Consider the following 25,305-nt stretch of genomic DNA (forward strand, 5'->3'; position numbering starts at 1 on the left):
GAATATTGCTGCAGTGGGTTGGAAGTGAAAAAGAAAGCGCCGCGCCCCGCCGTGTGGGTCTAGCCGTTCCATGGCTCGATGAGTTTATGGCCGTCTTTCCGAATGTGCCTGTCTCCTGGACGGCGGGAAGCCAAGCGCTGCTGATGAAGGTGTTGTCCGGTGAAAGGGATGTGGAGCCGGTTGACATTCTAATGCTGTCGAGCCGCCTGTCCGGCCCGTGGAGCCCTGGAGAACTCTTTGACAAGGTTCGCCCGGTAAAGGCCGCGAAACGGATCGCGGTTCTCGAACGTGGGGAAGAAGGACTGGAAAAGAAACTGAGTCAAAACGGTTGGGCGGTCATCGTGAACGGGAAGACACCCATGGATGAGGCAAGCCAGTTGTTGGGTGTGGAATGCGCGAAACAGTCTGGCCTCTTTGTTTCGGTATTCTCGCCAGCCGGTACGCATACGTCCGTGCTGGCCATCGAGATCGCCCAACGCCTCCAACAGAGCGGATATCCTACGCTTCTCGTGGACGGAGGCAGTACGGCGGAGATCACCCGCCGGATGAACTGGAATCAGGACACGGGGCTGGCCAGTCTGCTGCCGTTGCACGAAGCAGGGCGGGAACTGGACGAGGCTGATATCCGGCGGGCGGTCTGTCGCTGGTCGGGCGGGGAGTTTATCGCCGGGTATGCCCGGTTGTCTGAACTTGGACGCATGAGCGAGGACTTTGCCAGTGCCTTCTTCCGAAAGGTGCGGTGCATGTACCCTGCGATTGTGGTGGACACCTCGCCGGTCGGCATCCTGCCATTGACCTTTGCCTCCCTGCAGGCAGCCTCGCATATCGTGATGCCCTACAAGGCAACCTGGGCCGATAGATTGAACCGGGATCATTTCTCGGAAATTGCCCAGGTGAATGCAGACTCGGATCAAACGGTTATCCCCGTGGCCGTGAACACCGACCGGGTGGAGCCAAACCACGGCGCCGTCCACATCGACATGCGCAGGCTGGACGAGAGGCCTGAAAGATGGACCCCCTTTGGGGCGGAACTGATCTTCCGGATTGTCGGGCAACAGGAGGGTGGGAAGAGTGACGCTGGTATCTCTCCGGGAAAAGGCGCGCGTCGGTTCCTCGCAGTGCTTCGATCTATCTAGCTGGGGACGGCAGCGGGAGGAAATCGTGGCTGCCGTGGTGGCTCATGTTTCTTCCGAACATAGCCGTCTGTTCAAGGACATCTTTGATGGGGCCTTTGAACCGGAAGCGGCGCTTCCACTGGTGGACCGGGCGATCCGAGACCTTGCGGTGGATAAGAACCTGCCCATGTCTCACGAGGTCATCCGGCAGGACGCCTACAAACGGCTCTTTGGGTATGGCCCCATCCACGAACTGATTACAGACCCCGAGGTCACCGATGTCTTTTTGAATAAGCCGACAGAGGTGATCAAGCGGATACGGGGCCGCCATGATGTAAAGACCAACATTACCTTTCACGAACGGGACTATGAGAACTTCATCCGAACCATCGTGACCCGGCTGGGCGGGACAGTTGACCCGACCCGGAACCAGCTTGATTTGAAGGACGGCGCAAACCGGCTCCGCATCAGCATTGGATGGACTCCGCTGGCCGAGTATCCCTGGGGGAGCATCCGAAAGCATCCCGAGGAGCATTTCACCATGGATCAGTTGCAGGAAACGGGGATGTTCCCGCCGGAACTGAGAAAAACACTGTGGATGCTTTTTGAGAATCCCTTCAACCTGCTCATCTCCGGCCCAACGGGCTCCGGAAAGACGACGCTGTTTACGGCTGGCGTGAATGAATGCGTCCCCCCGGAGCGGATCATGGTCTGTGAGACGGAGCGGGAAGCGCCAATACGTCGGGAGAACTGCCTGCAGGTGCAGGAGAACCGGCTTGTGGACGAGAGCGGAAGGCCGCTCAAAGGACACGTTGAAGTCAGTGATTTGATTTCACGGACGGCCATGCGGTCGGCGGTCAAGCGGATATACCTGGGCGAGATGCGAGGCAAAGAGGCGCTGAGCCTGATTCGGGCCTTTGGTTCCGGCCATGACGGAGGCGCGGTGACCATGCACGCCCGGAACATCCAAACGGCGATCCACCAAGCGGCCTTCATGGCCCTTTATGCCGAGACGCCGCTGACATTTGATCAGATCCTCAAGATGATCGTCGATACGGTCGATGTGGCTATCCATCTGGAGAACTTTCGGATTATCGAGATCGCGGAGGTGGTCGGCCTGGATGGGCAGAATGTCCGGCTCCACCACCTGTACCGGCTGGATGTGGACGAACAGAGAGGAAACCCGGTTCATCACTATTTCGATCCAACTCCGGATTTCGCCTGGAAGCTTCGCCTGCGGAAGTTTGTTCGACAGGGGGGAAGCCGATGAGCCGCATGGCTATTTCTGCTGTTGCCGCCCTGGCCGCCGGGTATCTCATCTGGCTGCTCATGGAGCCAAGGCGCACGGTGTGGATGCCGAAAATCAAGACTCCGGCTCAGTGGCAGACAGCCTACGCCGAACTGGAAGGAATGCTGTTGAAGTCCCGCCTGTTGCAGTACGGCGGGCGGCCCATTCCTGGGTGGGCCTTTTTGCTCCTCTGCACGGTTTTCGGCGGCGCGGTGGGCTGGCAGGTGAACCATCGGATGAACAATCCGGTGGCGGCGCTGCTCATGGCGGGGATTGCAGGTTATCTGGTCTTTCATGCGCTCAAGCTGGAGCTTCGGTGGAACCGGGAGAGAATCGTCAAACGCCTTCCCCGTCTCTTTTTGATCCTCCTGAATCACCAGCAGGCCAGCGGAAACCCGGTTGCCGCTATGGAAGAGGTGTCGGCCTATCTCGACGAACCGTTGCGCAGCCTCACCTTTAACCTGGCGGGGATGATTCAGGCGGGGGTCAGCGTGTCCGAGGCCGTGCAGCGGACCCAGGAGCGGGTGGACAACCGGCTGCTGAAGGAGTTCCTGAAAGACTACGGCCATATCGTCGGATACGGCGGTAACATGGCCGCCTGCATTCGGGTGTATGTGGAGGAAGCCATCAGCCAGAGCAACCGGGCGGAAAGCTATAAAACAGAAAACAGCTCGAACATCATGCTGGCCTGGGTGTTTCTCGCGGTGACAGGGGGCATGTTCCTTTACATGACCTCCACCAACCCCGACCTGATGAAGCTGCTGACCACGACAAACCTCGGAAAGACGGCGGTGGTTCTGATCATCGTCAACACTACGGTGTCCATGTATTTTACCTATCGATTTGCCCGATGGGAGGGGAGAGCTTGAACCAGTACATCGCGGCAGGATTGGGCGCCGTGGCCTTGGGCTACTTTACCTATCTGATGACGGAGCGAAAAAGCCTGCTGTCCAGGACGCCGGGGGCATCCCGCCGGCACCGGTTTTCTTCAGATACCATTCAGGAATGGCTGCTCACTTCGGGCGTCAAGTGGACCGTCAAGCAGTATGTAACGTATCAGGCCGCGGCGGTAGCCTTCGGAGCGGTTCTTGTACTGACGCAACCGGATCTTCGGCAGGGGTTGGCGATGGGGACTTTTGCTCTCTTCATACCGGCGCTGTACATCCGGGGGGAGCGAAGAAAGCGGGTGCAGGAGATCCGACCGCAGATTCCGGTCATGCTGCGGCGAGTGCAGCGGGGTGTGGAACAGGGCCTTGGCTGGCGGGAAATCTTCCTGTCCCTGCCCGATTCGGTGGAGGAAGGCGTCTTCCAGGACGAACTGACCCGGCTGGCATCCACATACATCGCCCAGCCGGTGCTGAAAGACCGCCTGGAGGAATTTGCGCGGCGGATTGACCTGCCGGAAGTGGACAGTTTCGCCCTGGCCTTGGGACAGAGTGAGTACACCGGGCGGGTGCTGGAGATGCTCCAAAAGCTGGAGGAGATGATCAACCGGGATATGGCGCATGAAGAGACGCGCCGGATGAAGAAGAAAGCTGAACTGGCCCCAGTCTTTCCGACCATGATGGTGCTGAACATTGTGGTGCTCGTCGGCCTGCCGCTGTTGCTGGCTTTTTTCAATATGACGCTTTTGGATGGAGGGCCGATGCGATGATGGATCCCCATTATGCACTCCTTTTGTTGTTCCTGGCAGTGGCCGCCAGGCACGATGCTATCACACGAACAATTCCTAACTGGCTCACCTTCGGAATGACCGGGGTGGGCCTTTCTCTTGCACTTCTTGCGGGGAACCCCTTTCGGCTGGAAGAAGTGTTGCTGGTTTTGGTGTTTACATTGTTGCCTTTTCTGATTGGCAGGCCCGCTCTGTTGCCGGGGGGCGACGGAAAGATGCTGCTTGGTATGACGGCATTAGTTGGCCTTTACGATGCGCTGGCAGTGTTCCTGATTGGCTCCATCCTTTCACTGGTCGACGCTCAGTTTAAGAGATGGTGGCAGAGAGATAACATCGATAATTCTTCATCGATGGTTCCACTTGCGCCGGGCGTTTTTGTGGGAGCCGTTGGGTGGTGCAATTTCGTGTTTTTTTCCGCTCTTTTCGGGTAAGTTTTGTCTGGTCGTTGGCCCAGTTGATTGAAAAGGAAAAATGTCTCATTGTACAATGTTGGCAAGATGTTAATGAACTAAGCAAGGAGGTTGTAGTGATGAACAAGAAAATCAAAGCTCATCTGGCACCCGTTCTGGTTGCAACCGTGCTGATGGGTTCCTTGTTTCCCTCTGCCGCATATGCCTGGCGAAACGATGCGGATCGTCAGGAGATTATCGCAAGAGGAGAGAAGGCACCGGGGGGGCGGTGGACCCCCGATTACGTGCCGGTCGGAAGGTCGTTGATTACACGATACGGAAACACATTTTTTTATAGTGATGGACGATCTCCTTTGTATCAAGAAGATCCCGAAGCACTTCTTTATCATGCTGGCTGGCGTGCTATGTACTATCCGGCGATGGAGGTCATTTCCGTTGACGGTAAGCCATGGTTGACCGTTTCAGATGTGAAGGAAAGGGTGGCGCAGGATGTAAGCAGGCATTGGGCATTGACTGACGTGACCGTAGACCCGGAACGGTATTTTACCGATGTAGCCCCAAAGCTGCCGCCGGCAGGCAAGACGACCATCAATATGAATGTGGGGCTTACGGCTGCCAGCGTTTGGACGACGGATAGCGCCCGGCCAGAACGTCTCGTCGGCGAACCCATCAAGCATAACGATACGGTCTACTTTCCCGTATCTGCTCTTAAGAACCTTGGGGCAGACATGAAATGGGATAGCGGCCTATTAACCGTCCGGGCGAACACCACTGTTGTCAATGTACGACCCGAGGAAGGCAAGGCAGTCGTCAACGGGGAAGAGCGAGACACCCTTCCGCTGACGTTGGTCAATGGTAGACTGATGGCGCCAGCGGCTTTTGTGGAATTGCTGGGCTATACATGGGAGTACTTCGATAATATCAATGATTGGATACCTGAAGAAAAAAAACTCCGAGAAGGAGCATCTAAGTTCATAGAACGCCTTTCAATTACCAATTAAACAGGAGACTAACCCCCTTCCAGCCATGTTGCGGAAGGGGGTTTTTTATTGCTATTTGCGAGGGGGTGGTGCCCTTGATTGCAAGATGAAAGCTGGATGAAAGGGGAGATGGAAACAACAAAGGAGTTGAAAAGAGAAGATGTTGCGTCGATTTGGAGCCATCGTGGCCAGCTTGACATTCTGCCTGTGCGTCTTATTTTCCCTAATGCCGCCACAAGCCAGGGCTGACTTTCCCGCATCCTGGCAGGGTGCCAAACCGGATGATCAAGTAACGTATTACAAGCCCAAGGGCGGCCATCTGGTTCAGGTGGAGGGCCACAATTTCAACGATCCCAATGTTCACCCCGAGATGATTGCAATCCCATCAGGGACGTATCGGTTAACGAGAGTCTATGAAGTGTATCTCAATGGGGAGGGCAATGGATACAGCATTGCCAAAAGTCCTAAAATTTACAATATTGACCTTCCCTTTGAGGATGTTGAACCATCTGGGCGGTTACTCGTTCCTCGCGCAGATGTGCGCTGGTGGGCGCAAAAACTCAACGGTGATCCTGAGTGGGTAGAGCAAAAAATCGGTAGCGATCACCTGTACTTTACAGTCACCAACCTAGTCACAGGCGATTCGGTTGAGTGCGTTAACTTTTCGCTACTTTATGTGCTATGCGGGGCTTGGATTCCAGATGGCCTTCCATGGGATGCGATGAATCCTGCTGTGCATGGGTTGGCCACTACATCCTTTCCCGAAGCGGCACTCAACATTGTTTCTGGCAACCGTGACCTGAAAGTTGGCGGGTCTGTCACGATTGAGGCGAAGGGTTCGGCGTATAACAGTTGGGTACGCAAGGGCCTGCTGAAGGTTCGGGTGAACGGGCGGGACATCTTCGTTACCCCCCAACCGTTTACTGATTCCTTCAAAAAGCAGATTCCGCTGACCTTCAACAAAGCAGGAACCTACAAGGTGGAGACGCTGGTCCGGGATACGGTGAACCGGCTGGGCAGAGCTTCCACAATGGATATTCGTGTACAGGCGCCCAATGATGTTTCACTTCCTCCGCCCGAACAGACTGACTCACGCGGAAAGCCGGGTTCTCGTTTCGTTGCGATCCCACCGGAAGCGGAAGTTGGGCAGGAAGTGGAGTTTAAGGATTCCTCCTACCACACGGATCCGGGGGGGAAGCTCGTTCGCCGCACTTGGACGATTGAGGGGAAATCGAATCCCGTAGTGTATTACAACGCCAACGGAACAACGGCAAACGACGAGTATATGACATGGCAAAAGCCTGGCGTCTATGCGGTCACCCTGAAGGTGGAGGATCAGTGGGGGCAATCAGACGAGTCTACCCGCATGGTTACGGTAAAACCGCGTCCAAACTTTCCGCCGAAGGCTGACTTTACGTACATGCCGACTATGCCTAAAGAGGGCGAAACAGTTTTCTTCAATGATCAGAGCGTGCATCCGGGAGAGCCCTACGAGAAGATTGTAAGTTGGCAATGGACGATAGACGGTCATAACTTCTCAGGCAAAACACCGGCATATACCTGGACAAATGCCGGGACCTACCCGGTGTCGCTTACTGTTACAGACCAGGATGGCGATACGTCTACAAGTTCCATCCAACTTCCAGTAGGAACCGGGGAGCCGCTTGCCATCATCACTACGTCAGCCAATCGAATTGTGGTGAAACGCCCCCTGACGATTACGCCATACGAGTCAAAGGCGTTCGGGATCAGATCGGTCGTTCACTCTAAAGATGAGTGGCAGTTGATTCGCCCGAATGGAAGCGTTGCGTGGAGCGGCATTTGCGAAACGCCGCCAACCAATGACCAGCCTGTAAATCCCTACTTCGATGTCACGGGTAAGTGGAAGATTCGACTGCGTGTCACTGACTCGGGTGGTTTGGTGAGCCAATGGGCAGAAAAAGAGATTGATGTTGTAGCAGACAATCCTCCTACTGCCGATTTTAGGGTAAACAATAAAGCCTACCGGGAGCTAGTGGACGGCGGGTATCAAGTGGAAGTCGTTGACGGCAGCTATGTAACCGGAAGCGATATAGCACTCGGGGAAAATATTGTCCGTCGAGACTGGACGCTTTTCTATGACAGCGATGGGAATGGGGTCTGCGAAAAGGCGATCCCGTTGAACGACCCATCCAGTGATGCGTACTTTCTCGTAAACGGGACAAATGATACTCGTCCCACTATCCGTTTTAAGAAGGTTGGCCTATTCCGCATCGAACTGAAAGCCTGGAAGGGGTATACGTACAAGGGCGCAACGTATCCCACGGCATCCGATGATACTGCGGATAAATCCATCGCGGATAAACAGGTGGATGTAGATAACTTGGCGCCTGTGGTTGGGTTTGATATTTCCAAACAACCGCAAGCTATCGATCTTGTCTATGCGCTTGGAGAGACGCAGAATAAGGCTGGAAAACAGGCTGTCATCGGTCAAGGGAATGCGGACCTTCAAAGCAAACTCGCTGCGCTGGGTATGAATACGTTTAACGCAACCAGCAAAGACATCGAGTTTTCCGAGAACCGGAATGGACAATGGCCCTTCCCCGATGGGCAAATAAAAGAGGCCCTATTCACGGAATCGAATTCCCTGGTGGCATTTGTGGGTGTTGGCAACTTCAACAATAAACTGCTGAAAGGTGAAATACAGAATCACTCCTACAAATATAGCGACAGTCTATTAGAGCCAATGCCGGAGAGTATCTGCATCGCATGGTTGGATGACAGCAATGGGTGGCGAACAACAACCATCCCGTTGCAATACGACTATGAGATGACAGACATTGGAACTTATAAAAAGCCGAAATACATTCCCACCGTGAGGAGCTTCGATTCCTATGCCGGGTCTGCCATGCTCAATGATGGGACTGTTGTAGTGCTCATTCACCATTTGGTGCGAGAGCTAAATTACAATGGTAGGCATTGGAATACCTATTACAATGACCATGCTTATAGCAGTACATTGGCAATTCGGACCAATGGCAGCTATAAGTGGTACAAGACGCAATATGATCCGAATCAGTTTAAGACGACCGACAATGATGGGGATACCTACTACTATAAGGGACCGACACAATTGATGCGTGTCCCGGACACTTCGGAAGACAAACTGATGCTGGTCATAGGCAACTGGAGCGATAAATGGGGGGTCCAGGATTATGTTACCGTTCCTGTATCTTCAGCCAACGGTCAAGTTGGCGGTAAGTTAACGTATTTGAGAACAGGAAGTCTTTCGTCAAGTAACGTCATACAGCCGTTTGACGGCGGCGTGAACAACTCCATGTTTGATCTAGGTGGAGGACACGAGTCTGAAGTTGTTTCTCCAGACCTTTCAAGAAAATACATCTACAATGACCTGGGGAATCTCGGCAGACCCGTTCCGATCCGAAAGCTCAGTGATGGACGCTACCTGTTCTACGATTACGACTATTATCCACCTGGACAAAACTTGTTAGTGGCGACTCCGGGCGAATTTGTGATCCGTTACTCGGGAGCATATTTCAAGGAATCCGAGACATATAGGGTTCCAGTGCAGTATGATGAGTCAACGCCGCCGTTGGCGATCTCCAGCTATGGCGATACAGCGCGGTTGCTGGCGAAAGGCCACGTCAACTATCTCGAAGCGGCTTATAGTCCTGCGGATAAATCTCTGAGTGTCTCGGTGAAAGAATGGCCCAATGGGTCTTGGAATCCCATCCACGCGATCACGCAGGGCAGCAGGCGGGTGGCGATGACAGGGGGCGGTTATTACTGGGTATTCGAGCAAGGTCTGACGACGAAATCGCTTTTGGACTACATGAAAGGTCAGTCCTTTGCGCCAAAGTCAGATCGGTACTTTATCCTTGCGACGGATAAACCTGTGGTCGAAACAAGCAGCGTAACCTGGAATGCTGTTCTCGATTACATGAAGTCAAACGGGTTGCGTGGTATTGTTGTGTGTCCAGACGGGGCTCAGGTGGTTCCGGAGCGTTTTTATCAGGAGACGGGCGGAATCCGTATTCCGCTCACCGATGACATGCGGATACCGGTGACGAAGATTCAGGAGTACATCCTCTCCCTCTTCGACCAGAAGAACACCCGCATGAACACTGTCCTGGTCTTCCAGCCGGTGGACATCAAGGTGATCAAGAACGATCCCGAGAACGACCCGATTCCTGTGGACCTGAACCAGTGGGTGTTCGCCCATGATCCGTTAAAGGTGGAGCGGAATTGGGGTATGTGGGAGCAGTCCGGAAAGGCGTTGTCAGGACCGCCTCGGTGGTTTACGAAACCCGGTCTGTACACCATCACATACAAGGTGAAAGACCAGCCTAGCAACGTTCCGGCGCTCAATAGTCGCTATTCGAAGTGGTCTCAGGATGCTTCGGGCTCCATCCTAGTGCTGCGCAAGCCGGTGGCGGACTTTGACGCAGCATCGGTCTATCATGGTCAGCCGCTTAGGGTAACGGATAAGTCCTACTCTGATGACCTTTACAGTCGTCCGAACCACGGGATTGTGGAGCGGGAATGGCGAATCAAGCCCGAAGGCGGAACCAGTTGGACCTATGACCGCTTGCCCTCGTCCATCCCTACACCAGGCAACTGGGTCTTCAGCTTGCGGGCGAAGAACGAGTACGGGTATTGGTCGGACTGGACAGAGAAGGTCGTTCCGCTGCTGAATGCTCCGCCAGTCGCTCTGTTTCATGTCCATCCCTATCCGGCGGTAAAGGGACATCCGGTTGACTTATCCAACAATAGTTGGGACCCCGACACGGACGCCATCGTCGCCTCCAAGTGGGTGGTAAAGGATGCAGGTGAGAATGTCCTGTATAGCGCCGTTCACAACGCTGGGAACCCGAATCTGACCTATGTGTTCCCGAACATCGGCAACTATACGGTGACGCTGGAGGTTCAGGATCAGTACGGAGCATGGTCTCTGCCATACACCCGGACGATTCCAGTGCTTCCCGACAGCCGTCCGCCGGTGGCCGACTTCTCCGTTCATCCGAATCCCTGCTTTGTCTCCCAGCCCTATGCCACGACGGATCAGTCCTATGATCCGGATGGGGACGCCATCGTGGATTGGTTGTGGGAACTGCGCCAGCCGGACGGTGCCCTCTTCGCCACGTATGCCGGAGTGCAGAATCCTTCCTGGCCATTGTTAAATACGGTGGGGAACTATACGATCCGACTGCGGGTCAAGGACAGTTGGGGCCTTTGGTCGGATTGGGCCGAAAAGCCTCTTCAGGTGATTGCTCCATTGGAAATCCTGAACGGATCGATTTCGCCCAATCCCGGTTTGGCAGGCGAAAGAATCAAGGCGTCTGTCTCCACCGACTGGTGGGCGGAACGGGCGTGGCTGTTAGTGCCGGCCAAGATTGTCGTCGAGGAAGACGAAATGCTCCCGCCCGACAAAGGAAGGGAGCCCAGTCCGGAACCGACAGACCGCATAGGCGGCGTTGACTACGTGCGGATACCGATGACGCCATCGCAGCCGGTAAGCAGCCGGAAGAACACATGGAACGGTGAATTTATCGTCAACGTCTGGACACCGGATGGCCAATACCCAGCAAGGTTTTTGATTCAGCGAACCTCCTTTGCGCCGGATCAGAAACTGGGCGATATCTCTCAGTTTGAGGTCAAGTACAGTGTCTACGATCTGGTGAAACCGCGTCGTGTGGTTAATCCTCAATAACGATGAATGCCCGGAGTGCTTCGGCCTCCGGGCATTTGGTTTTTAAAGAGAAAGGAGGAACGCGCTATGCCCAAAATCCTATTGGCCACCGGCGTCAGGCAAATAGATGATGCAATTGGGAATTTCTCAGATTGTCAAACCGTATGGGCTGGGTATCGGGAAGGGGTGCTGGTGGTTGCAGGTGCGGAAAAGCCGGATATTGTCCTTTTATCGGCATTTCTTCCCGGAACGGAAGACTTGCAGCCGATCATTTCCGCGCTTCGCCTGGAGGGCGCCCGTGTAATTCTGCTGGCGGGCTCGTTGGAGCCGAAAGACCACCTGATTACTCACGCCATCTCCTGCGGGGTCTATGACATTCTCTACAACCCCGTGACACCCAAGAAGATCAAACAGGCCATTGACGTTCCGGCCACATACCGGGAGGCCATGTTCGGGCGGGAAGACAGGGACCAGCCAACGAATGAAGGCCAATCAAACAGCATCGTACAGGCAGAGGAAGCGGAAACATCTCCGCAACCCCTTCCAGTGAAAGAGAAGATTATCCGACTGCCCTCGTTTCTGAGAGGCGAAAAGGCTGAGCCGGGAGAGCCTTTCCCGTCTCAACCGCCGGAAATATGCGAAGGGGGCATCTGCCTTCGGGATTTTCAGGCGCAGATTACTCCACCTGTGCCTAAACGGGCGCAAACGGTGATTGCGGTACTGAGTCCCTTCGCGTCTGGAAAAACCTTTGTGGCCGTTAACTTGGCGGCGACGTTTTCTGTAACGCGGGAAGTGGCGCTGGTGGATCTGGACTTTTGGAGCCAGGGGGCCTGTGCATGGCTGAATATCCGGAAAAGAAATCTGCCCAGCCTTCTCCAGGGAGAGGCGGAAGGCCAGCGTCCTCGTTGGTCGCCCAGGTTACAGGTGTTTGGAGCCGGGCCAGCCTGGAAGGTTCCTGCCGAAACTACGCTGGAAACGGTCGTTTCCCGAGTTCAAGCCGATATCGTCATTCTGGACCTGCCGCCGGATTCTCGCTTTTGGAATGCCCACGAGTGGGCTGCTCAGGCGGAAAAGCTGGCAGATCATCATCTGCTTGTCGTTGACCCGGATGTTCGTCATATCGATGCCGTAGTTTCAGCAGAGGCGGTTCTAGCGGATAACAAGGCGTCCTGGGTCATCAACCGGAGCCGCCCGGACCTGCAGGCGCACATTCAGCCCCTGATCAGGGACAATCGCGCGATCTACGTCCCTGAAACGCCGCAGGCGCTGCTCAGTATCGCCCTGGCCAAACCGACAGTGGCCCTGGACCCGCTGCTGTGCAGTTGCTTCGGGAAGATGGCCGATCGCCTGACAGGGCCGGTTGCAAACCAATCCAAGCCGGTAGTTAAGAGCGCGGCCCAATAAGTAACCAGAAGGGAGGAGCATGATGTATCGAATCCTGGTCGGCCACCCCAATCCCGGCGTCCGGCAGAAAGTCGTTGACACCCTCCAGGACCGGTTTTTGATCATCCCCGTTAACTTGAATGAGGTGTACAGCCAGACGGAGAGTGTTGCGCCCCGGCTGGTGCTGCTTGACGCTTACGCCGATGATTCGTTGCTGGAACACCTGCTGGCGACGGGTGTGCAAACGGCGCTGATCGCCGAAGAAGCTAACCTTAACCTCATGCGGAAGGCGGGCCTCTACGATGTGGCCCTGTTGACCCTTCCGTTGACGCCTAGCTGCATCGATGCGGTGCTGGCGGGGGAGAAGACCTGTCCGATTCCCCTGGCTGGCGTGGCGAATCCGCCGGAAGCCCATACACAGTCCGGAAGCAAGCCGGAATCAGAAAAACCTGGAGAGTCCGTACGGTCACTGACCGGGGCCACACTGGCCAAGGAGCTGATCGCGGTTGGGTCGCCCAAAGGCGGTTCTGGAAAGACCGTTATTGCCGTCAACCTAGCCGCGTCGATTCATCAAATGACCGGACAGAGTGTGGCATTGGTGGATCTCGACGTACCCTGGGGAGATGTGCCCGCGCAACTGCAACTATCGCCGGAAAGGAACCTGCTGGCTTTTCGTTCTTCACCGGAAGTCATCCGGGAAAGCGTCATAAAGGAGGTGTTGCAGCGGCACGCAAGTGGGATATATGTCCTGGCCAGCCCTCCGGGTCTGGTCGATGATTCCTTCATAGACCCAGCATTGGCGCGAAAGATTTTGACGAATCTGCCGCGTTTTTTTGATTATGTAGTGGTCGATACCGGCGCTAACCTGCAAGTGCATACCGTTGAAGTCTTTCGTTATGCCACTAAGCTCATCTGCGTAACCAACTTCGATACGGCGACCATTCATGACACCAGCCGCTGGCTCAACCAACTCAAAGCGCGAAACATCATCCATGAACCCAAGGATGTCTGGCAGATATTCAACCGGGTGACTGGAAAGGAAGGCATCGACCTCAATGAGGCTCAGGCTTTTTTGGGCGCCAGCACCGTGGATACGGTTCACTGGTCACCAAAGATTCAGAGGGCCATCAACCAGGGGAAGATTCCGAGTCAAACGGACGCAGCTTTTGGGGAGGAAATCGCCCGGAACGTTCACCGGCTCTGTCCGCAAGCGCGGCATTCCAGTGGTTTCATCAACCGCCTGCGGAATCTGGTTGTCCGGTGAAAAGGAGGGAGAGCATGAAGAATTTGTTCCGGCGGTTCCTCCATGATACCCGTGGCGGCGGGGAAGCCCTTACCTTTGCCGTCGTTGCCATCATCCTCGCCTTTTTCGCCATGGCGATGGTGGAGCCAATTCAACTCAGCCGGATGAACGACAAGGTGAGCATCCTCGCCCGGTACGCCCTCATTCTCGCAGAATCGAAAGGGGAACTGGACGATGCGGCCCTCACCGATATCCGGAGCCGAGCCAGAAGCGTGGGCATGAACCCTGATAAGCTGAACATCCGATTTCAAGCGATGCGGGATGATGGAGTCATCAAGGAGACTGGTAATCGAGCCGAGTACGGGGAACGGGTGGCGGTTCAATTGGACTATACGGTGACCTATCAACACCTCACCCTCAACAATCTGCTGATCGCCTCCCAGTCAAAGACGGTTACATTGACATCTCCGGTCCTATCTAGTGTAGCCACGACCCATGAGCGGGAGGGAGGGTGATGATTCGTCGATACCTCTCCGATTGCCGGGGAGCCGGAACATCGATGGTGGGGCTGATGATCGTCATCCTTCTTCTGCTCGGGTTTGTATCCGCTCTGACGGTGGCAGAGTATCTGGTCAAATATCGGGCCGTCTATAACGCTGCTGACCATGCGTTGATGGCCAGTTTCGGGAGCGTGAAACGGGACAGATTGGCCGGACTTGAGATAGAAATGGATGGTTCGGGTAGCGCCGTCATGGGACTCCAATCGACCCGGCAACGCTTTGAGGATGCCTGGAGCCGGGAGGTTGGGGCGCTACGATATATGGACCGGAGCGTCAATCCGGCCTCGATGATCAAGGAGTACATCACCTACAACTACGATGCGTCCGGTTACCTGGATGCTGTTACTCCGGCGCCCCACAACCAACCTGTCCATCATCCCGCCGCCTTCGCCCGAATCGAGGCAAAGGTGCGGATGACCTTTGCCGGGGAGACCACGATGACCGTCAATGTGCTGACGGATGCACCTCGGATTAACTCCGGGGAGTTAGGCCGGTTTGTTCGTTAAGATTAGAAAGGACGTGAAGATTTGTCTATGGCAAAAGGCCTGGCGTTTGCAAAGCCAGAGGTCGAAGAGGATTCCTGGGAGCAGTTCTTGTCCTGGATGATGGAAAGCATCGGGTGTCCGGGGCGATGGGCGCTCGTGCGGAGAATCCGGGACTGGGACGCTCAACTCTTTCAGCACTCCCTGCGGGTGGCGGCTTACTCGCGAATCGTGGGCAAAGAGGTATACGGTTTTGAGCAGGACAAAGAACAGCAATTGGTCCTGGGGGCCTTTTTTCACGACACGGGCAAGGTCGGGTGGCCCAACCGGCTGAAAGCGGTTGCGGTGCTGTCAGAGCAGGACCTGCGCTTTATCCGGTGTCATCCGAATACCGGCGCTGATCTGGTGCAGGAGTTCTGGCCTGACGTGCCTGCTACAGTTCTGGAGATCATCCGTAATCACCACGAACGGCCCGATGCGTCGGGCTACCCCAATGGGATCGGCGTACAGGAACCAATGGCCTTGATTGTGGGCGCGGCCGATATGTTTGCGGCCATGACGGAGCCCAGGGACTACCGGCGATTTGCGTTTATGGCTGACAAGGCGGCGGAGGAACTGCGAACATACGGCTACCCCGAAGAGATTATTGCCAGCTTGGTCCGGCAGCAGAGCGAGTGAGGGGTGAGTGGTAAAATGAATGGCAAAAAGATCAAGGCAGCCTTCATGATCGCATGGCTGGCATTTGTCCTGGTCGGTTGCTCAGAAAACAACGAACGAGCCCTCGCCCGGAAATCTTCGTCTCTGATTGAGCAGAAAGCTGCGAGCAGTGGACACCAAAAGGCGGGGGCGATTCTGTACTTTTTCGCTCCTAAGTGTCCGTCATGTCAGAAGCAGGCTCCAATTATGGAGAAGTGGCAATCGGAACACCCCGGAGCGATTGATATTCAAAAACTGGACATCACTCAGGAAGAAAACCGGAATTTGGCCAAGACGTATGGCATGAACGGCATTCCCTTCTTTGTTGTTCTTGACGAAGACGGAAAGCCAGTCTATTCCGGCAAGGGTGTCCACTCTTCTGAACAACTGGACGAACTGAATCAACGGATTACTGAGTGACCTGGGAACTTCCCAGGTTTTTCTTTTTTAAAGAAACATTTTTTCTAGGAGGAGAAGCAGGTATGTACAAAATCGGCATTGATTTGGGTTATGGAGAGGTCAAGGGCATCAACGAAAACGGTCGCCGGGTATTGTTCCCCAGCCTTGTCGGTCTCGGCCACGACCGAAACAGTGACCTGTTCGGCACGGATGCAGAGTCCATGGATGCCCTCCACGTTAAGATTGGCGACGAGGACTACTTTGTCGGCAACTTGGCTAGGAAGGAAAGCTTGGCTGGCGCCAGCGTCACCCTGGAAGCGAATAAGATTAACCTACCGGAAACGCGGGTGCTGATGGCCACGGCGGCGGCGTTGCTGCTGCCGCAGGGAATCATGCCGGTTCACTTGGCCACCGGGCTACCGCTGGAGGAATACGAGTCCCAGAAGGCTGAGTTCCATCGTTATCTGAAAAACTTCATCGCTACGGTGCAGTTTCTCGGCGGTCCGATGCAGGGGGAGACGCGCACGATCCGGTTCCTTGATGTGACCATCATCCCGCAGGGGCTGTCGGCTATGCAACTGGCCCTCTACGATAACAACAAGCCGAAGTTCGATGAGGTGACCCGGCCCGGCAACCTCTTTGCTCTGATTGACGTGGGTTTCCGAACGACTGATTTTGCTGTGGTTGAAATCGGGCAGAACAAGCGGCCCATGCTGCGGAAGGAACTCTGCGGGACCGCCAATGTGGGCATGTCCAGCATCTATCGCCCGCTCCAGCAGGCTTTTAACAAGATGACCGGACGAATCCTGGAGGAGCGGCACATTCCCCGCATCCTGGAAGAGGGGAAGATGTTCTTCCGGGGCAAGGAAATCGACCTGCGCGATGGCATTCGCAAGGCGCGCGCCCAGGTGGCCCGAGAGATCCGGAACCGGGTGCTGTCGGCATGGAAGTCGGAAGCCGACCTGATCCGCCGCATCTTTCTGGCTGGCGGCGGCGGGGAAGCCCTCGTCGATCATCTGGCCGACCTGCATCCGGAAATTGATCTGCTGGATGATGCCCAGATGGCCAACGCTCGGGGATACCTGGAAGCGGCTCGGATGAAGGAAGGCAGGGAAGCGGCGGCAAGAACGGGCGAAAAGTGATGAGGGACAGCTATGGCCAAGTATACTGTCAGCATCCCGGACGGATGCGAACTGGATACGAAACTCAGGAACATGCCCAACGGCACCCGGTCTGTCTGGCTGCGGGAAACGCTGCTTAGAGCCGTACAGTCGGACGCCCAGCATCAGGCGGTCATGGCAGAACTGGCGGCGATCCGGAGTGTCGTTGAGGAAGTCCGCCGGGACGGGGTGATCGCGCATCCGTCCTCACCTTCACCGGAAGAGGACAATCCCTTCACTGACCTTTTCGGCGAGTTTCTTGATGATGGGGACGATAGCCCGTAACCCCTTTCAAGCCTTGTACAGCAAGGGGGAAAGCCTCATCCGGTATACCAGCGGAAAAACCGATGGGATACCGCCAAAGGCGGCGAAATAAAGGGAAAACAGAACATTCGGTATACCTCGGCTCTGAAAGCCGTTCAATCGCCTAAATGCAGGTATACCGAAATATAAGAAAGCCCTTGACTGATAAGGGGTTGAGTGGGATGCCATTGATGAATGGAGGTCTTTATGGACAAGCCACCTTTCCCATTGTTTTTGAAAACCATGCAGGAATTGAAGGCGCGCATCAGTTGGATTGAACAGGTCATCGCAGAAAACGAGGGAGAAGCTTCCGAAGAAAAAATCTATCGCGCCTTCTCCGATTTTCTTGATCACACACTGGCTCCTGCGCAGTCGGCCACACACAGCGTGTTTTCCTGGGCCGCGAAACGGTTGATGCACCAACACCCGCTGCGAATTGCCTATCCCGGCGGGAAGCTCGAAGTCATCCGGGATGGAGTGATTCGGATTACTGTTCCAGAGCGGACAGAACGGTTGGAAACATTTTGTGACATGAAAGGGAACTTGAAAGCTAATGCTTACAGGGCGGCCTGGGAACGGTGGGTCGGTTATGTGATAGGCGCTGTCCGGATTGCGAAGGAAGAAAGACGCCTGCCGGACGGACTCCCCTGGAAGAAGACACTGGTTGTGGTTCATTTTTATGTTCCAACGAACGTCCGCTGGGATCCCGACAACCGCACTATCAATATCATCTTAGACACTGTTGTCTCTAGCCGGCTGGCCGTGGACGACAGTTGGGACAAGATGGTGCACATGGTTCAGGGCTTCTACGACCCGGAAAACCCACGGACGGAAATCTATGTGATTCGGGATGGAATAGCCGTCGGAGAGGCCTTTCTTTGCTCCTTGACGGCAGCGGTTGATCCTTAATCTACCCCGTGGAATCAGGTCGACTAAGGCGATAAAAACGGCCTAAACGTATAAGAAAAACAAGGTAGGGTTTCCACCTTGTTTTACCTGTGATTTCGGGTAAAGCAAGTGTCCTTGCACTACCCCCTTTTCTAAAGCCTAAAAGGATGGGGTATTTTCGCTTTGACACAAACGTAGGATTTGGGCCGGAAATGCTTGCTGGACAAGGGTTGTGCCCTTGTCTTACATGTTTTAGGGGAGGGCGTTGATTTAAGGGAAATCGGAAGGCGCTAGGCCTTGAAAAATGCCTATTCGTACAGGATTGAATCATATTCCATCCGGCTAGAGGGGGGAGCGAAAAGGAAGTAAGGGGGGTTCCTGAAACGAAACAGCCCATTTCGGGGCGACGCCGAGAAGCGCGACAGCGATTCGAGGTGTCGCCCCACACACCCCCCCACCCCCACCGCGCCTCCCCATCAGCGCAACAAAGCCCCGGCAGACTTGCGGCGGCACACGCGACAGCGGGGGACGCAGCACGTCTGCCTGACCATGCAACCCCAACCGGCAATGGAAGGAGCGAATCGATGGGCCGACACAAGGGAATCGTGCTGACCGAGCGGGACCGGGACGTGTTGAAAAGCATCCTCCGTTACCGCGTCCTGACACTGAACCAGATCCACCGGCGCTTCTTCGGGGGCCGGGTGCAGTATCACCAGAAACGACTGAGCCAACTGGTGGAAGAAGGCTACCTACGGGTCGAATACCTGGGCGCAGAGCCGGGGACAAGAAACAGTTGCTCCGGTTCCGGCCGGGAAGCAAACTGCTACGTCCTAACCGGGCGCGGCATGCGCGTTGCCACCGAGGGCGACGAGGACGAGGCCTACCGGAGGGCGCACGACAACGCCCCCGAGAACAAGTTCCAGCTTCGGCGTCTGGTAGACATCAACGAAGTCTTCGTCAGGCTCCACGAATACGGCATGGATGATTGGCAGTGGCTGTCCTCCCGAGAGGTCAAGAAACAATGGCATGTGCCCGCCAAATTCCAGTGGGCCGCCGGGGGCCTGCAAAGGGGGGAACAGGAAATGTTGATCTGGTATCTGGCGCCGTTGCCCGAGGGGAAACGCCCCAAACGAAAGCGCATCGAACAGGATGGAGAGGACACCATCGAAATCTTCGAGGGCGACCCGGTGCGAAACACCTTCCGGCAGATTGCCGACACCGCTCAGAAGAGCCTTGTGCTGGACGTGGCCGTGCTCTGCAAGGATTGGGACACCTGGCAGAACACCGTCGAAGGATACCTGAACCTCCCGCTCCAACAGCGTCCCGGCGTGCGCTCCCTGCACATCCTGCACATCACCCACCTGGATTACCTCCTAGCCCACCTGAACGGCTGGCTAAAGAAACCAGCGGAAGGCTTGCTGGAGAAGGCGCTGCGCCCGCCCCGGAGCGCAGAGGTCCACGCCCGGTACGTCACCGAGGATGAACAGCACTTCGTTGTCGACGCCACCACGGGCGACATCATCCACCTGCTCCATGCGGAAAACCGAATCGCCAACCTGAACACACGGGAGCGGGAGGGCATCATCGTCGCCCACCACCCCAACTACCTCGGCATCCTGAGCCCCGCCGTCCTCGACCGGGCCAGGGTGGAGGTCTTATCCGAGCGTCCCCAACCCGAACAGACCAACCGCCTGCGGCCCCTGCGGCAGACCCGGCCCGCCAATGTGGAACCCAGCAAGCGTGTCGCTTTCGGCCTGCCGGAGACCGAACGCAACCGTCTCTACGACCTTGCCAGACAGGCCGACACGAGCCCAACCGAACTGTTGCGAACCATCACGCGAACCTTTCTACGGGAACAGGGGTAACACTCGTCGATAGACGAGTGAGACAACACCGAACAGTGTTCGCAGAATACTAGAACATATGTTCTCAAAAAGAAGCCTTCGTGCTACACTTATCGGAGGGAGGCGATCACATGGACGCGAAGACGCAGGCTTTTTTCCAAAGGAACTACCTGTGGCGGCCGATGCTCCTGCCGGAGCACCGGCTTGGGACGGCTGCTGCCGCAAGGGCTGCAATGACGGAAGAGGAGCCGGTAGCGGCGCCCTCGGAGGAACGACGGGAAGAGATGGAGCGGCTGCTGTGCGAGGCGATGCGGGAAGGCAGGCCGTTGCGGATACGGGTACGCAGGGGAAACAGGGGCGAGTGGATTGAGTGTATTCCCCTGGGAGCGGGTAAGCGCCTGAGAATCCGGCAGGGGGAGTATGAGCGGGAGATTCCCCTGTCCGACATCCTGGACGTGGAGGAATAGGGGGGAAGGCAGATCAAGGCGAAGACCCATGTGGCGGCTGGTATTGCCGGAACGCTGGCGTTGCTGCCGCCTGTTGACGGCGCAGAAGAACTCCTTTTGTCCCTTGGCTTGGCGGCCTTGGGAAGCCTGTTGCCGGACTTGGATGAACCGAATAGTGTGATCAGTCGCCAGTTGCTTCCGCTGCCGGGTTTTTTACGCCCCGTTGCCATCTTTCTGATGGGAGTCGGGGCGTTGTTCTTGGGGCTGACAGGTGGGGCCCCAGCGGGGGTAGGCGTACTGGGTGGGATATGGTTGATAGGGGCGGCCCGATATCCGCACCGGACATTTACCCATTCCCTAGTCGTCGGTCTCCCTCTCGTTGCGCTCATGGCCCTTCTCGCGGAGCCCGCCTGGACCTATCCACTTTGCATCGGGTATCTCACTCATGTGCTCGGCGATGTCCTTCACGAATCGGGCGTGCCATTGTTTTGGCCGGTGAAAGGAAAGAGCAGAACACTCATCACCATCGGCCATCGGTGGTGGGGCGTCGAGTCGCTTCTGCAACTGGCCGCTATCTGTTTCAGCATGTCTTCACTCGTTAATCGCCCAGAATTAACGCAATGGGTGGCCAGAATCAGCGGTCTTATCTGACTGATCCGAACTTCCCAAACCTTGGTTTCACACACTTTTCAGGTTCATCGCATATCATTGGGATTACTCGGGGTTCAACGAGTGAATATGCGATTTTTCCAAAAGCTTGCAAAGGAGTGGTGTTCGTGATTCAACGCATCTTCGCTCGTCGAGAACCTAGTACCGTAGAAAAGGCCATTCTGAACCGAGCCGAAAAGGATGTAAAGCACCTGCTTTTCGGCTGGCTGGAGAAGCGCCATGAAAAACAAATCGTCGGTTCCCTCCGCGTCCTGGGTCAGTATTACGCTCAGGAGATGCAAAGGAACCGGCTTCCAGGGTAACGACGAGATGAGAAAACACGATGAAACCCCGGCATCCTGATCAGGACCGGGGTTTCATGCTTTTTGACACAATGTATCACAAAGGATGGAAACACGGTTTGCTTCTCTACGCTGGCTCATAGCTGGATAGTGGAACAGCGCTTTCTCCTGCTCGACTTTCTGGCCAGGACCAGTGTGCCGTCGTCACAGGCGGCCACCTGATACTGTTCTCCCTGGTGGAGGATGAGGTAGCCCGGCATTAGGACCGATTGCTCGATGTCTGCCAACAGGTCGACGGCGGTTCTTTGACACGTTTGGCTGCCATCAATACTGACTATCAGTGTCGTGACTGTGAATTTGACGATATCTTCCTGACAATCGAACATACAATCGTCTCCTTTGGGCTAATTGTATCATGACTGTCACGTTCAGGAACGTGTGTTCCGATATGTCCAAAATTGAAGTTATCCGATGCTGGATATACAGTTTAATTAAGCTAGTAAGGTCAAGGCTACTTGGTGAAAACTCGATGCTCCATGTAAGAAAGTCGCATACAAGGCCTAACAAGCACAGGCCGACCATGGATGGGAAAATTCTTTTCATTTTAATCCCCCTCTTAATATTTGGTTTGAGTCACTGTTACATAATGATTCTAGAGTGCTTATTGTTGTCCTCAGTTTGTACAGCGATGGTTTTGTAGTTATTTGTGGGAGATTGATAAATTTTTTTATAAGCCAGTGATTCTTTAAGAAGGCGTTACTATTGGGCATATGCCATGGATTTACAAATAGTCATGAAGGATGCCGGTAAGCCACTTGTTGCTTCCCGGCATTTTTTATTGAGGTGGGAACTCAAACGGACGTAAGGAAACCGTAGATATCCCACGCCAAATTAATAAAGGGAGGTAGAAACATGGACGACACCATCCTCATTCCTCGGGCCGCCCAAGAGATGCTGGCTAAGGACAGCACAAGCCCCGGTGACCGGGAACGCCTAGCGCTGTTTTACATCCTTGGTAGCGTGCCAAAACTCAAACGGATGCTGACACGAATCTACGATTTCAAGGAGCGCCAGATCATCCCGGAGGTACTGTCACAGGCGGACTTTTCCCATGGCGAACGGTGCATACTCAAACTGGCCTTTCATCTGTACAACGGATGGGAGTGCCCTTCGGTGCGAGACTTGTTCTCGACCTTCGACGAGGACTTTCGTGCCATTGCCCTCAACGCGATCGCCATTCGCTTTCGGTGTTCTGAACTGGTCTTCGAGCCGGAGGATGGAGCATGAACAACGCAGCCATTGGCATGATCATGTTCAGCCTGGGGGGATACGCGGCGGGCGTGTTTTTCCCGGAACAGAACCGGGTGCTTTTTCCACTGACCCTGCTGGTGCTGGCTGCAGGCGGATATCCGGCAAACCGAAAGAAAAATGACCAAACGGCGCGCCTGTTTGGTGTGGCCACGGTCGTCAACATCACATGGCTGGCATCCACCTACCTACAGGGACTTACCCTGCCGATGGCGGAACGTCTTGCCGCAATCCCATCACTGGCTGGATGGGCGAGGCGCATCCCGGTTATCGCCGCCTTGGCGCCGCTGCTGCTCCTCGTCACCGGAATAGCGCTGGTCTTCGTCCGTCAGTCCCAAGGCGAAAAGATGCAGGCCAGAATGCGGCAGATCACCGATGCCGCCCGCCAGCAGGGCTGGCTTTCCACTCTCCTTTCACTGGGAAAAACAAACACGAAACCAGACCTCTCCTTCATGGACGTGGAAATCTGCAAGGATGTCGATACAAACGAGCCGGTCGCCCTCAGCGGGAAGGACCGGTTTTTGCATACCGGCATCTTTGGCCCTACTGGATGCGGCAAGACCAGCAGCATCATCAAGCCGATGGCCTACCAGGACCTCCAGCGCATTGCAGAGGGGCATAAGCTGGGCCTGACCTTTATCGAGCCCTCCGGTGACCTTGCCGAGTGGGTTGCTGAGAAGTGCGATAAGCTGAACATCCCCTGCGTCCACGTTGACCCGGAACGGCCCGACACAAAGAAATTCAACACTATGCAGGGCAAGGACAACGACGTGGCGGAAGCCACTCGGGCGGTTCTCAAGTCCATGTTCGGGAAGCAGGAGGCCTTTTTCGCCACCGTCCAGGAGACGATGGCTAGAAATACGGTGCTGCTTCTCAAGCGCATCCACGGCGATCACATCGACTTTACGACGGTCATGCGCATTCTCCGCAACACCAACGAATTACAGCAATCGGTCAGCCGATACAAGCGACTCCGCGGCAACGATGACCTGGCGGAATACTTCGATGCGGAAGTCTTCGGCTCCATGCAGGACAAGCTCTATCAATTTGCTGCCGGTCTCCGGCAGCAGATGGCCGACATCGGGACCAACGAACTGCTCCAGCGGGTGATGAACGGTCCCTCTGATATCATCCTGGACGATCACCTGGAAAGGGGAGGGCAGGTACTGGCTGTCAACACGGCCATGGGACCGCTGGGCAAGCTGGGCGACGTGTTCGGACAGTTTGTGATGATGCACATGCAGAACGCCGTCTTCCGGCGCGACGGGGATGAATGGACCCGCACGCCCCATGTGCTCTACGTGGACGAGTTTCCCCGTTACATCAACCCCGACTTCGACCGCTTCCTTACCATCGCCCGCAAGTACCGTTGCGCCGCCGTTTTGGCGTTGCAAAACTCTTCCCAATTGCTCAAGGCGGACAGTCGGGAGTTTCGGGAAACGGTGCTGGCCAATACGCGGAACAAGATTTGGTTTGGCGGCCTGCCGGAGTCGGACGCCAAGTGGGTCGAGCGGGAATGCGGCATGGTGGAGGTCATCGACACCAAGAAGAGCTTCGACCATCACCCGATCCTGCCGTCTGTTTTTCCGGAACGGGTTCAGGAGAGCGCCAAGCTGGAACCGCGATTCCCCTATACCAAGGTCATGGAGTTGGATTCTTTCCACATCATCCACAAACGAATCCAGAATGGTCGCCCCATGGCGCCAGGGGAAGGTGTCTGCTCCTTTATCCGGGAGCGTGAGGACAAGAAGCCCGTTTCGCCCATCCGGGAGGCCCTGAATCGCTTCCGGGCCTTGGAAGAACGGATGGAGGCATATACGGCCCAGGGTGGCAGTCGGGAAGATGCGTTGGATTTGCTCCAGGAAACTGCCCGGCTGAAAGGGGATGTATTCCGGCTGGATTCGATGGTCAGGGAGAAAAACTGCTGGCCATGGGAGAAAGCCGCCGCGCGGGTGATGGAGGACATTATTCGCCGAGCCTTAGACCAGTTGGAAAGATGGGAACAGGTTCTGACCATGCCAGCGGAACCGGGTGAAGAGAAACATGAGGAGGTGAAGGTCAGTGAAAAGGAAGTAGCTACGGTGACAGAGGCGATTGTTCCGGAAGCGCAGCCAATCGTGTTTCTGGACGATGATCCAGCAGTCGGGGGCCCAACCTCGAACACGCAGCCTGTTCTCGATGCTCCGTCAGAAGCGCCTGCCGCTCCGGTTTCGCCGATTGAACCCAAAAAGGAGAACGTATCCCAACAAAAAAGCACCGGGGCGATGCCTCCGGTGGATGTGTCCCAACTCAAGGTGGGGAAGCGGATTCCGGGGTGGACCTGTCCCCTTTGTGGACGCTCCCTGATTCTGCGCAACAGCAAGCATGGCTTGTTTGCCGGGTGCTCCGGCTTTATTGAAACCGGATGCGCCGGAAAGATGAAACTGCCAAAAGAAATGCTGGAGGAAATCCGGCGCCTGCAGGCGGCCCAAACAGAGGGCCGCTAAAAT

The 25,305-nt window shown here is 55.5% G+C and carries 23 protein-coding genes; 22 read left to right on the forward strand and 1 reads right to left on the reverse strand.

The genetic code is table 11. The annotated features are described in order from the left end of the window. Nucleotides 1–5 precede the first annotated feature (5 nt). The 20 genes from AC0CW1_RS01955 to AC0CW1_RS02050 all read left to right on the forward strand — a co-directional run bounded on the left by AC0CW1_RS01955 (nt 6) and on the right by AC0CW1_RS02050 (nt 21,529). Complete coding sequence (locus AC0CW1_RS01955; RefSeq protein ID WP_488181435.1) at nt 6–1,136, forward strand: P-loop NTPase family protein; 1,131 nt, start codon at nt 6–8, stop codon at nt 1,134–1,136. Further along, the gene (locus AC0CW1_RS01960) at nt 1,072–2,385 is read left to right on the forward strand and encodes an ATPase, T2SS/T4P/T4SS family (protein WP_488181436.1); all 1,314 of its coding nucleotides are present in this window, start codon (nt 1,072–1,074) and stop codon (nt 2,383–2,385) included. Before AC0CW1_RS01955 ends, AC0CW1_RS01960 begins: the two co-directional genes overlap by 65 nt. After that, the gene (locus AC0CW1_RS01965) at nt 2,382–3,272 is read left to right on the forward strand and encodes a type II secretion system F family protein (RefSeq protein ID WP_488181437.1); all 891 of its coding nucleotides are present in this window, start codon (nt 2,382–2,384) and stop codon (nt 3,270–3,272) included. Before AC0CW1_RS01960 ends, AC0CW1_RS01965 begins: the two co-directional genes overlap by 4 nt. Then, a complete protein-coding gene (locus AC0CW1_RS01970; RefSeq protein ID WP_488181438.1) occupies nt 3,269–4,057 on the forward strand; it encodes a hypothetical protein in 789 nt (262 codons plus the stop codon). Before AC0CW1_RS01965 ends, AC0CW1_RS01970 begins: the two co-directional genes overlap by 4 nt. Then, a complete protein-coding gene (locus AC0CW1_RS01975) occupies nt 4,054–4,506 on the forward strand; it encodes an A24 family peptidase (protein ID WP_488181439.1) in 453 nt (150 codons plus the stop codon). The genes AC0CW1_RS01970 and AC0CW1_RS01975 overlap by 4 nt, the downstream gene beginning before the upstream one ends. 98 nt (nt 4,507–4,604) lie before the next feature. Further along, on the forward strand, nt 4,605–5,486 hold the full coding sequence (locus tag AC0CW1_RS01980) for a stalk domain-containing protein (protein WP_488181440.1): 882 nt from the start codon (nt 4,605–4,607) through the stop codon (nt 5,484–5,486). A 139-nt stretch (nt 5,487–5,625) separates the two neighbouring features. Beyond that, nucleotides 5,626–11,175, forward strand: a complete 5,550-nt coding sequence (locus AC0CW1_RS01985) for a PKD domain-containing protein (protein WP_488181441.1) — start codon at nt 5,626–5,628, stop codon at nt 11,173–11,175. Nucleotides 11,176–11,241: 66 nt separating this feature from the next. After that, the gene (locus AC0CW1_RS01990; protein ID WP_488181442.1) at nt 11,242–12,558 is read left to right on the forward strand and encodes a hypothetical protein; all 1,317 of its coding nucleotides are present in this window, start codon (nt 11,242–11,244) and stop codon (nt 12,556–12,558) included. A 19-nt stretch (nt 12,559–12,577) separates the two neighbouring features. Further along, complete coding sequence (locus AC0CW1_RS01995) at nt 12,578–13,801, forward strand: CpaE/TadZ family protein (RefSeq protein ID WP_488181443.1); 1,224 nt, start codon at nt 12,578–12,580, stop codon at nt 13,799–13,801. Between the two features lie 14 nt (nt 13,802–13,815). Continuing rightward, on the forward strand, nt 13,816–14,295 hold the full coding sequence (locus AC0CW1_RS02000) for a hypothetical protein (protein ID WP_488181444.1): 480 nt from the start codon (nt 13,816–13,818) through the stop codon (nt 14,293–14,295). Continuing rightward, entirely contained in the window at nt 14,295–14,846 is a 552-nt protein-coding gene (locus AC0CW1_RS02005; RefSeq protein WP_488181445.1) for a hypothetical protein, read from the forward strand. Before AC0CW1_RS02000 ends, AC0CW1_RS02005 begins: the two co-directional genes overlap by 1 nt. A gap of 27 nt (nt 14,847–14,873) precedes the next feature. Beyond that, nucleotides 14,874–15,500 (forward strand): HD-GYP domain-containing protein, encoded by a 627-nt coding sequence (locus tag AC0CW1_RS02010; protein ID WP_488182097.1) that lies wholly within the window; start codon nt 14,874–14,876, stop codon nt 15,498–15,500. 15 nt (nt 15,501–15,515) lie between these two features. Next, nucleotides 15,516–15,938: a thioredoxin family protein gene (locus tag AC0CW1_RS02015; RefSeq protein ID WP_488181446.1), complete on the forward strand. Its 423-nt coding sequence runs from the start codon at nt 15,516–15,518 to the stop codon at nt 15,936–15,938. A 62-nt stretch (nt 15,939–16,000) separates the two neighbouring features. After that, nucleotides 16,001–17,059: a ParM/StbA family protein gene (locus tag AC0CW1_RS02020; RefSeq protein ID WP_488181447.1), complete on the forward strand. Its 1,059-nt coding sequence runs from the start codon at nt 16,001–16,003 to the stop codon at nt 17,057–17,059. Nucleotides 17,060–17,071: 12 nt separating this feature from the next. Further along, nucleotides 17,072–17,362, forward strand: a complete 291-nt coding sequence (locus AC0CW1_RS02025; protein WP_488181448.1) for a hypothetical protein — start codon at nt 17,072–17,074, stop codon at nt 17,360–17,362. Nucleotides 17,363–17,587: 225 nt separating this feature from the next. Further along, on the forward strand, nt 17,588–18,289 hold the full coding sequence (locus tag AC0CW1_RS02030; RefSeq protein WP_488181449.1) for a hypothetical protein: 702 nt from the start codon (nt 17,588–17,590) through the stop codon (nt 18,287–18,289). Between the two features lie 563 nt (nt 18,290–18,852). Continuing rightward, nucleotides 18,853–20,133, forward strand: coding sequence for a replication-relaxation family protein (locus tag AC0CW1_RS02035; protein WP_488181450.1), 1,281 nt, complete (start codon nt 18,853–18,855; stop codon nt 20,131–20,133). 110 nt (nt 20,134–20,243) lie between these two features. Continuing rightward, nucleotides 20,244–20,579, forward strand: coding sequence for a YolD-like family protein (locus tag AC0CW1_RS02040; RefSeq protein ID WP_488181451.1), 336 nt, complete (start codon nt 20,244–20,246; stop codon nt 20,577–20,579). Between the two features lie 12 nt (nt 20,580–20,591). After that, nucleotides 20,592–21,209, forward strand: coding sequence for a metal-dependent hydrolase (locus AC0CW1_RS02045; protein ID WP_488182098.1), 618 nt, complete (start codon nt 20,592–20,594; stop codon nt 21,207–21,209). 125 nt (nt 21,210–21,334) lie between these two features. Continuing rightward, nucleotides 21,335–21,529: a hypothetical protein gene (locus AC0CW1_RS02050; protein ID WP_488181452.1), complete on the forward strand. Its 195-nt coding sequence runs from the start codon at nt 21,335–21,337 to the stop codon at nt 21,527–21,529. A 116-nt stretch (nt 21,530–21,645) separates the two neighbouring features. Here AC0CW1_RS02050 and AC0CW1_RS02055 read toward each other — a convergent pair whose 3' ends face one another. After that, nucleotides 21,646–21,894, reverse strand: a complete 249-nt coding sequence (locus tag AC0CW1_RS02055) for a hypothetical protein (RefSeq protein WP_488181453.1) — start codon at nt 21,892–21,894, stop codon at nt 21,646–21,648. A gap of 526 nt (nt 21,895–22,420) precedes the next feature. Between AC0CW1_RS02055 and AC0CW1_RS02060 the strand changes: the two genes are divergently transcribed. Both AC0CW1_RS02060 and AC0CW1_RS02065 read left to right on the forward strand, forming a co-directional pair. Beyond that, a complete protein-coding gene (locus AC0CW1_RS02060) occupies nt 22,421–22,795 on the forward strand; it encodes a DUF6075 family protein (RefSeq protein WP_488181454.1) in 375 nt (124 codons plus the stop codon). After that, nucleotides 22,792–25,302 carry a type IV secretory system conjugative DNA transfer family protein gene (locus AC0CW1_RS02065; protein WP_488181455.1) on the forward strand — a complete coding sequence of 837 codons (2,511 nt, stop codon included), beginning with the start codon at nt 22,792–22,794 and terminating at the stop codon, nt 25,300–25,302. Before AC0CW1_RS02060 ends, AC0CW1_RS02065 begins: the two co-directional genes overlap by 4 nt. Nucleotides 25,303–25,305: the final 3 nt, after the last annotated feature.

Source organism: Heliomicrobium sulfidophilum (genome assembly GCF_057715735.1).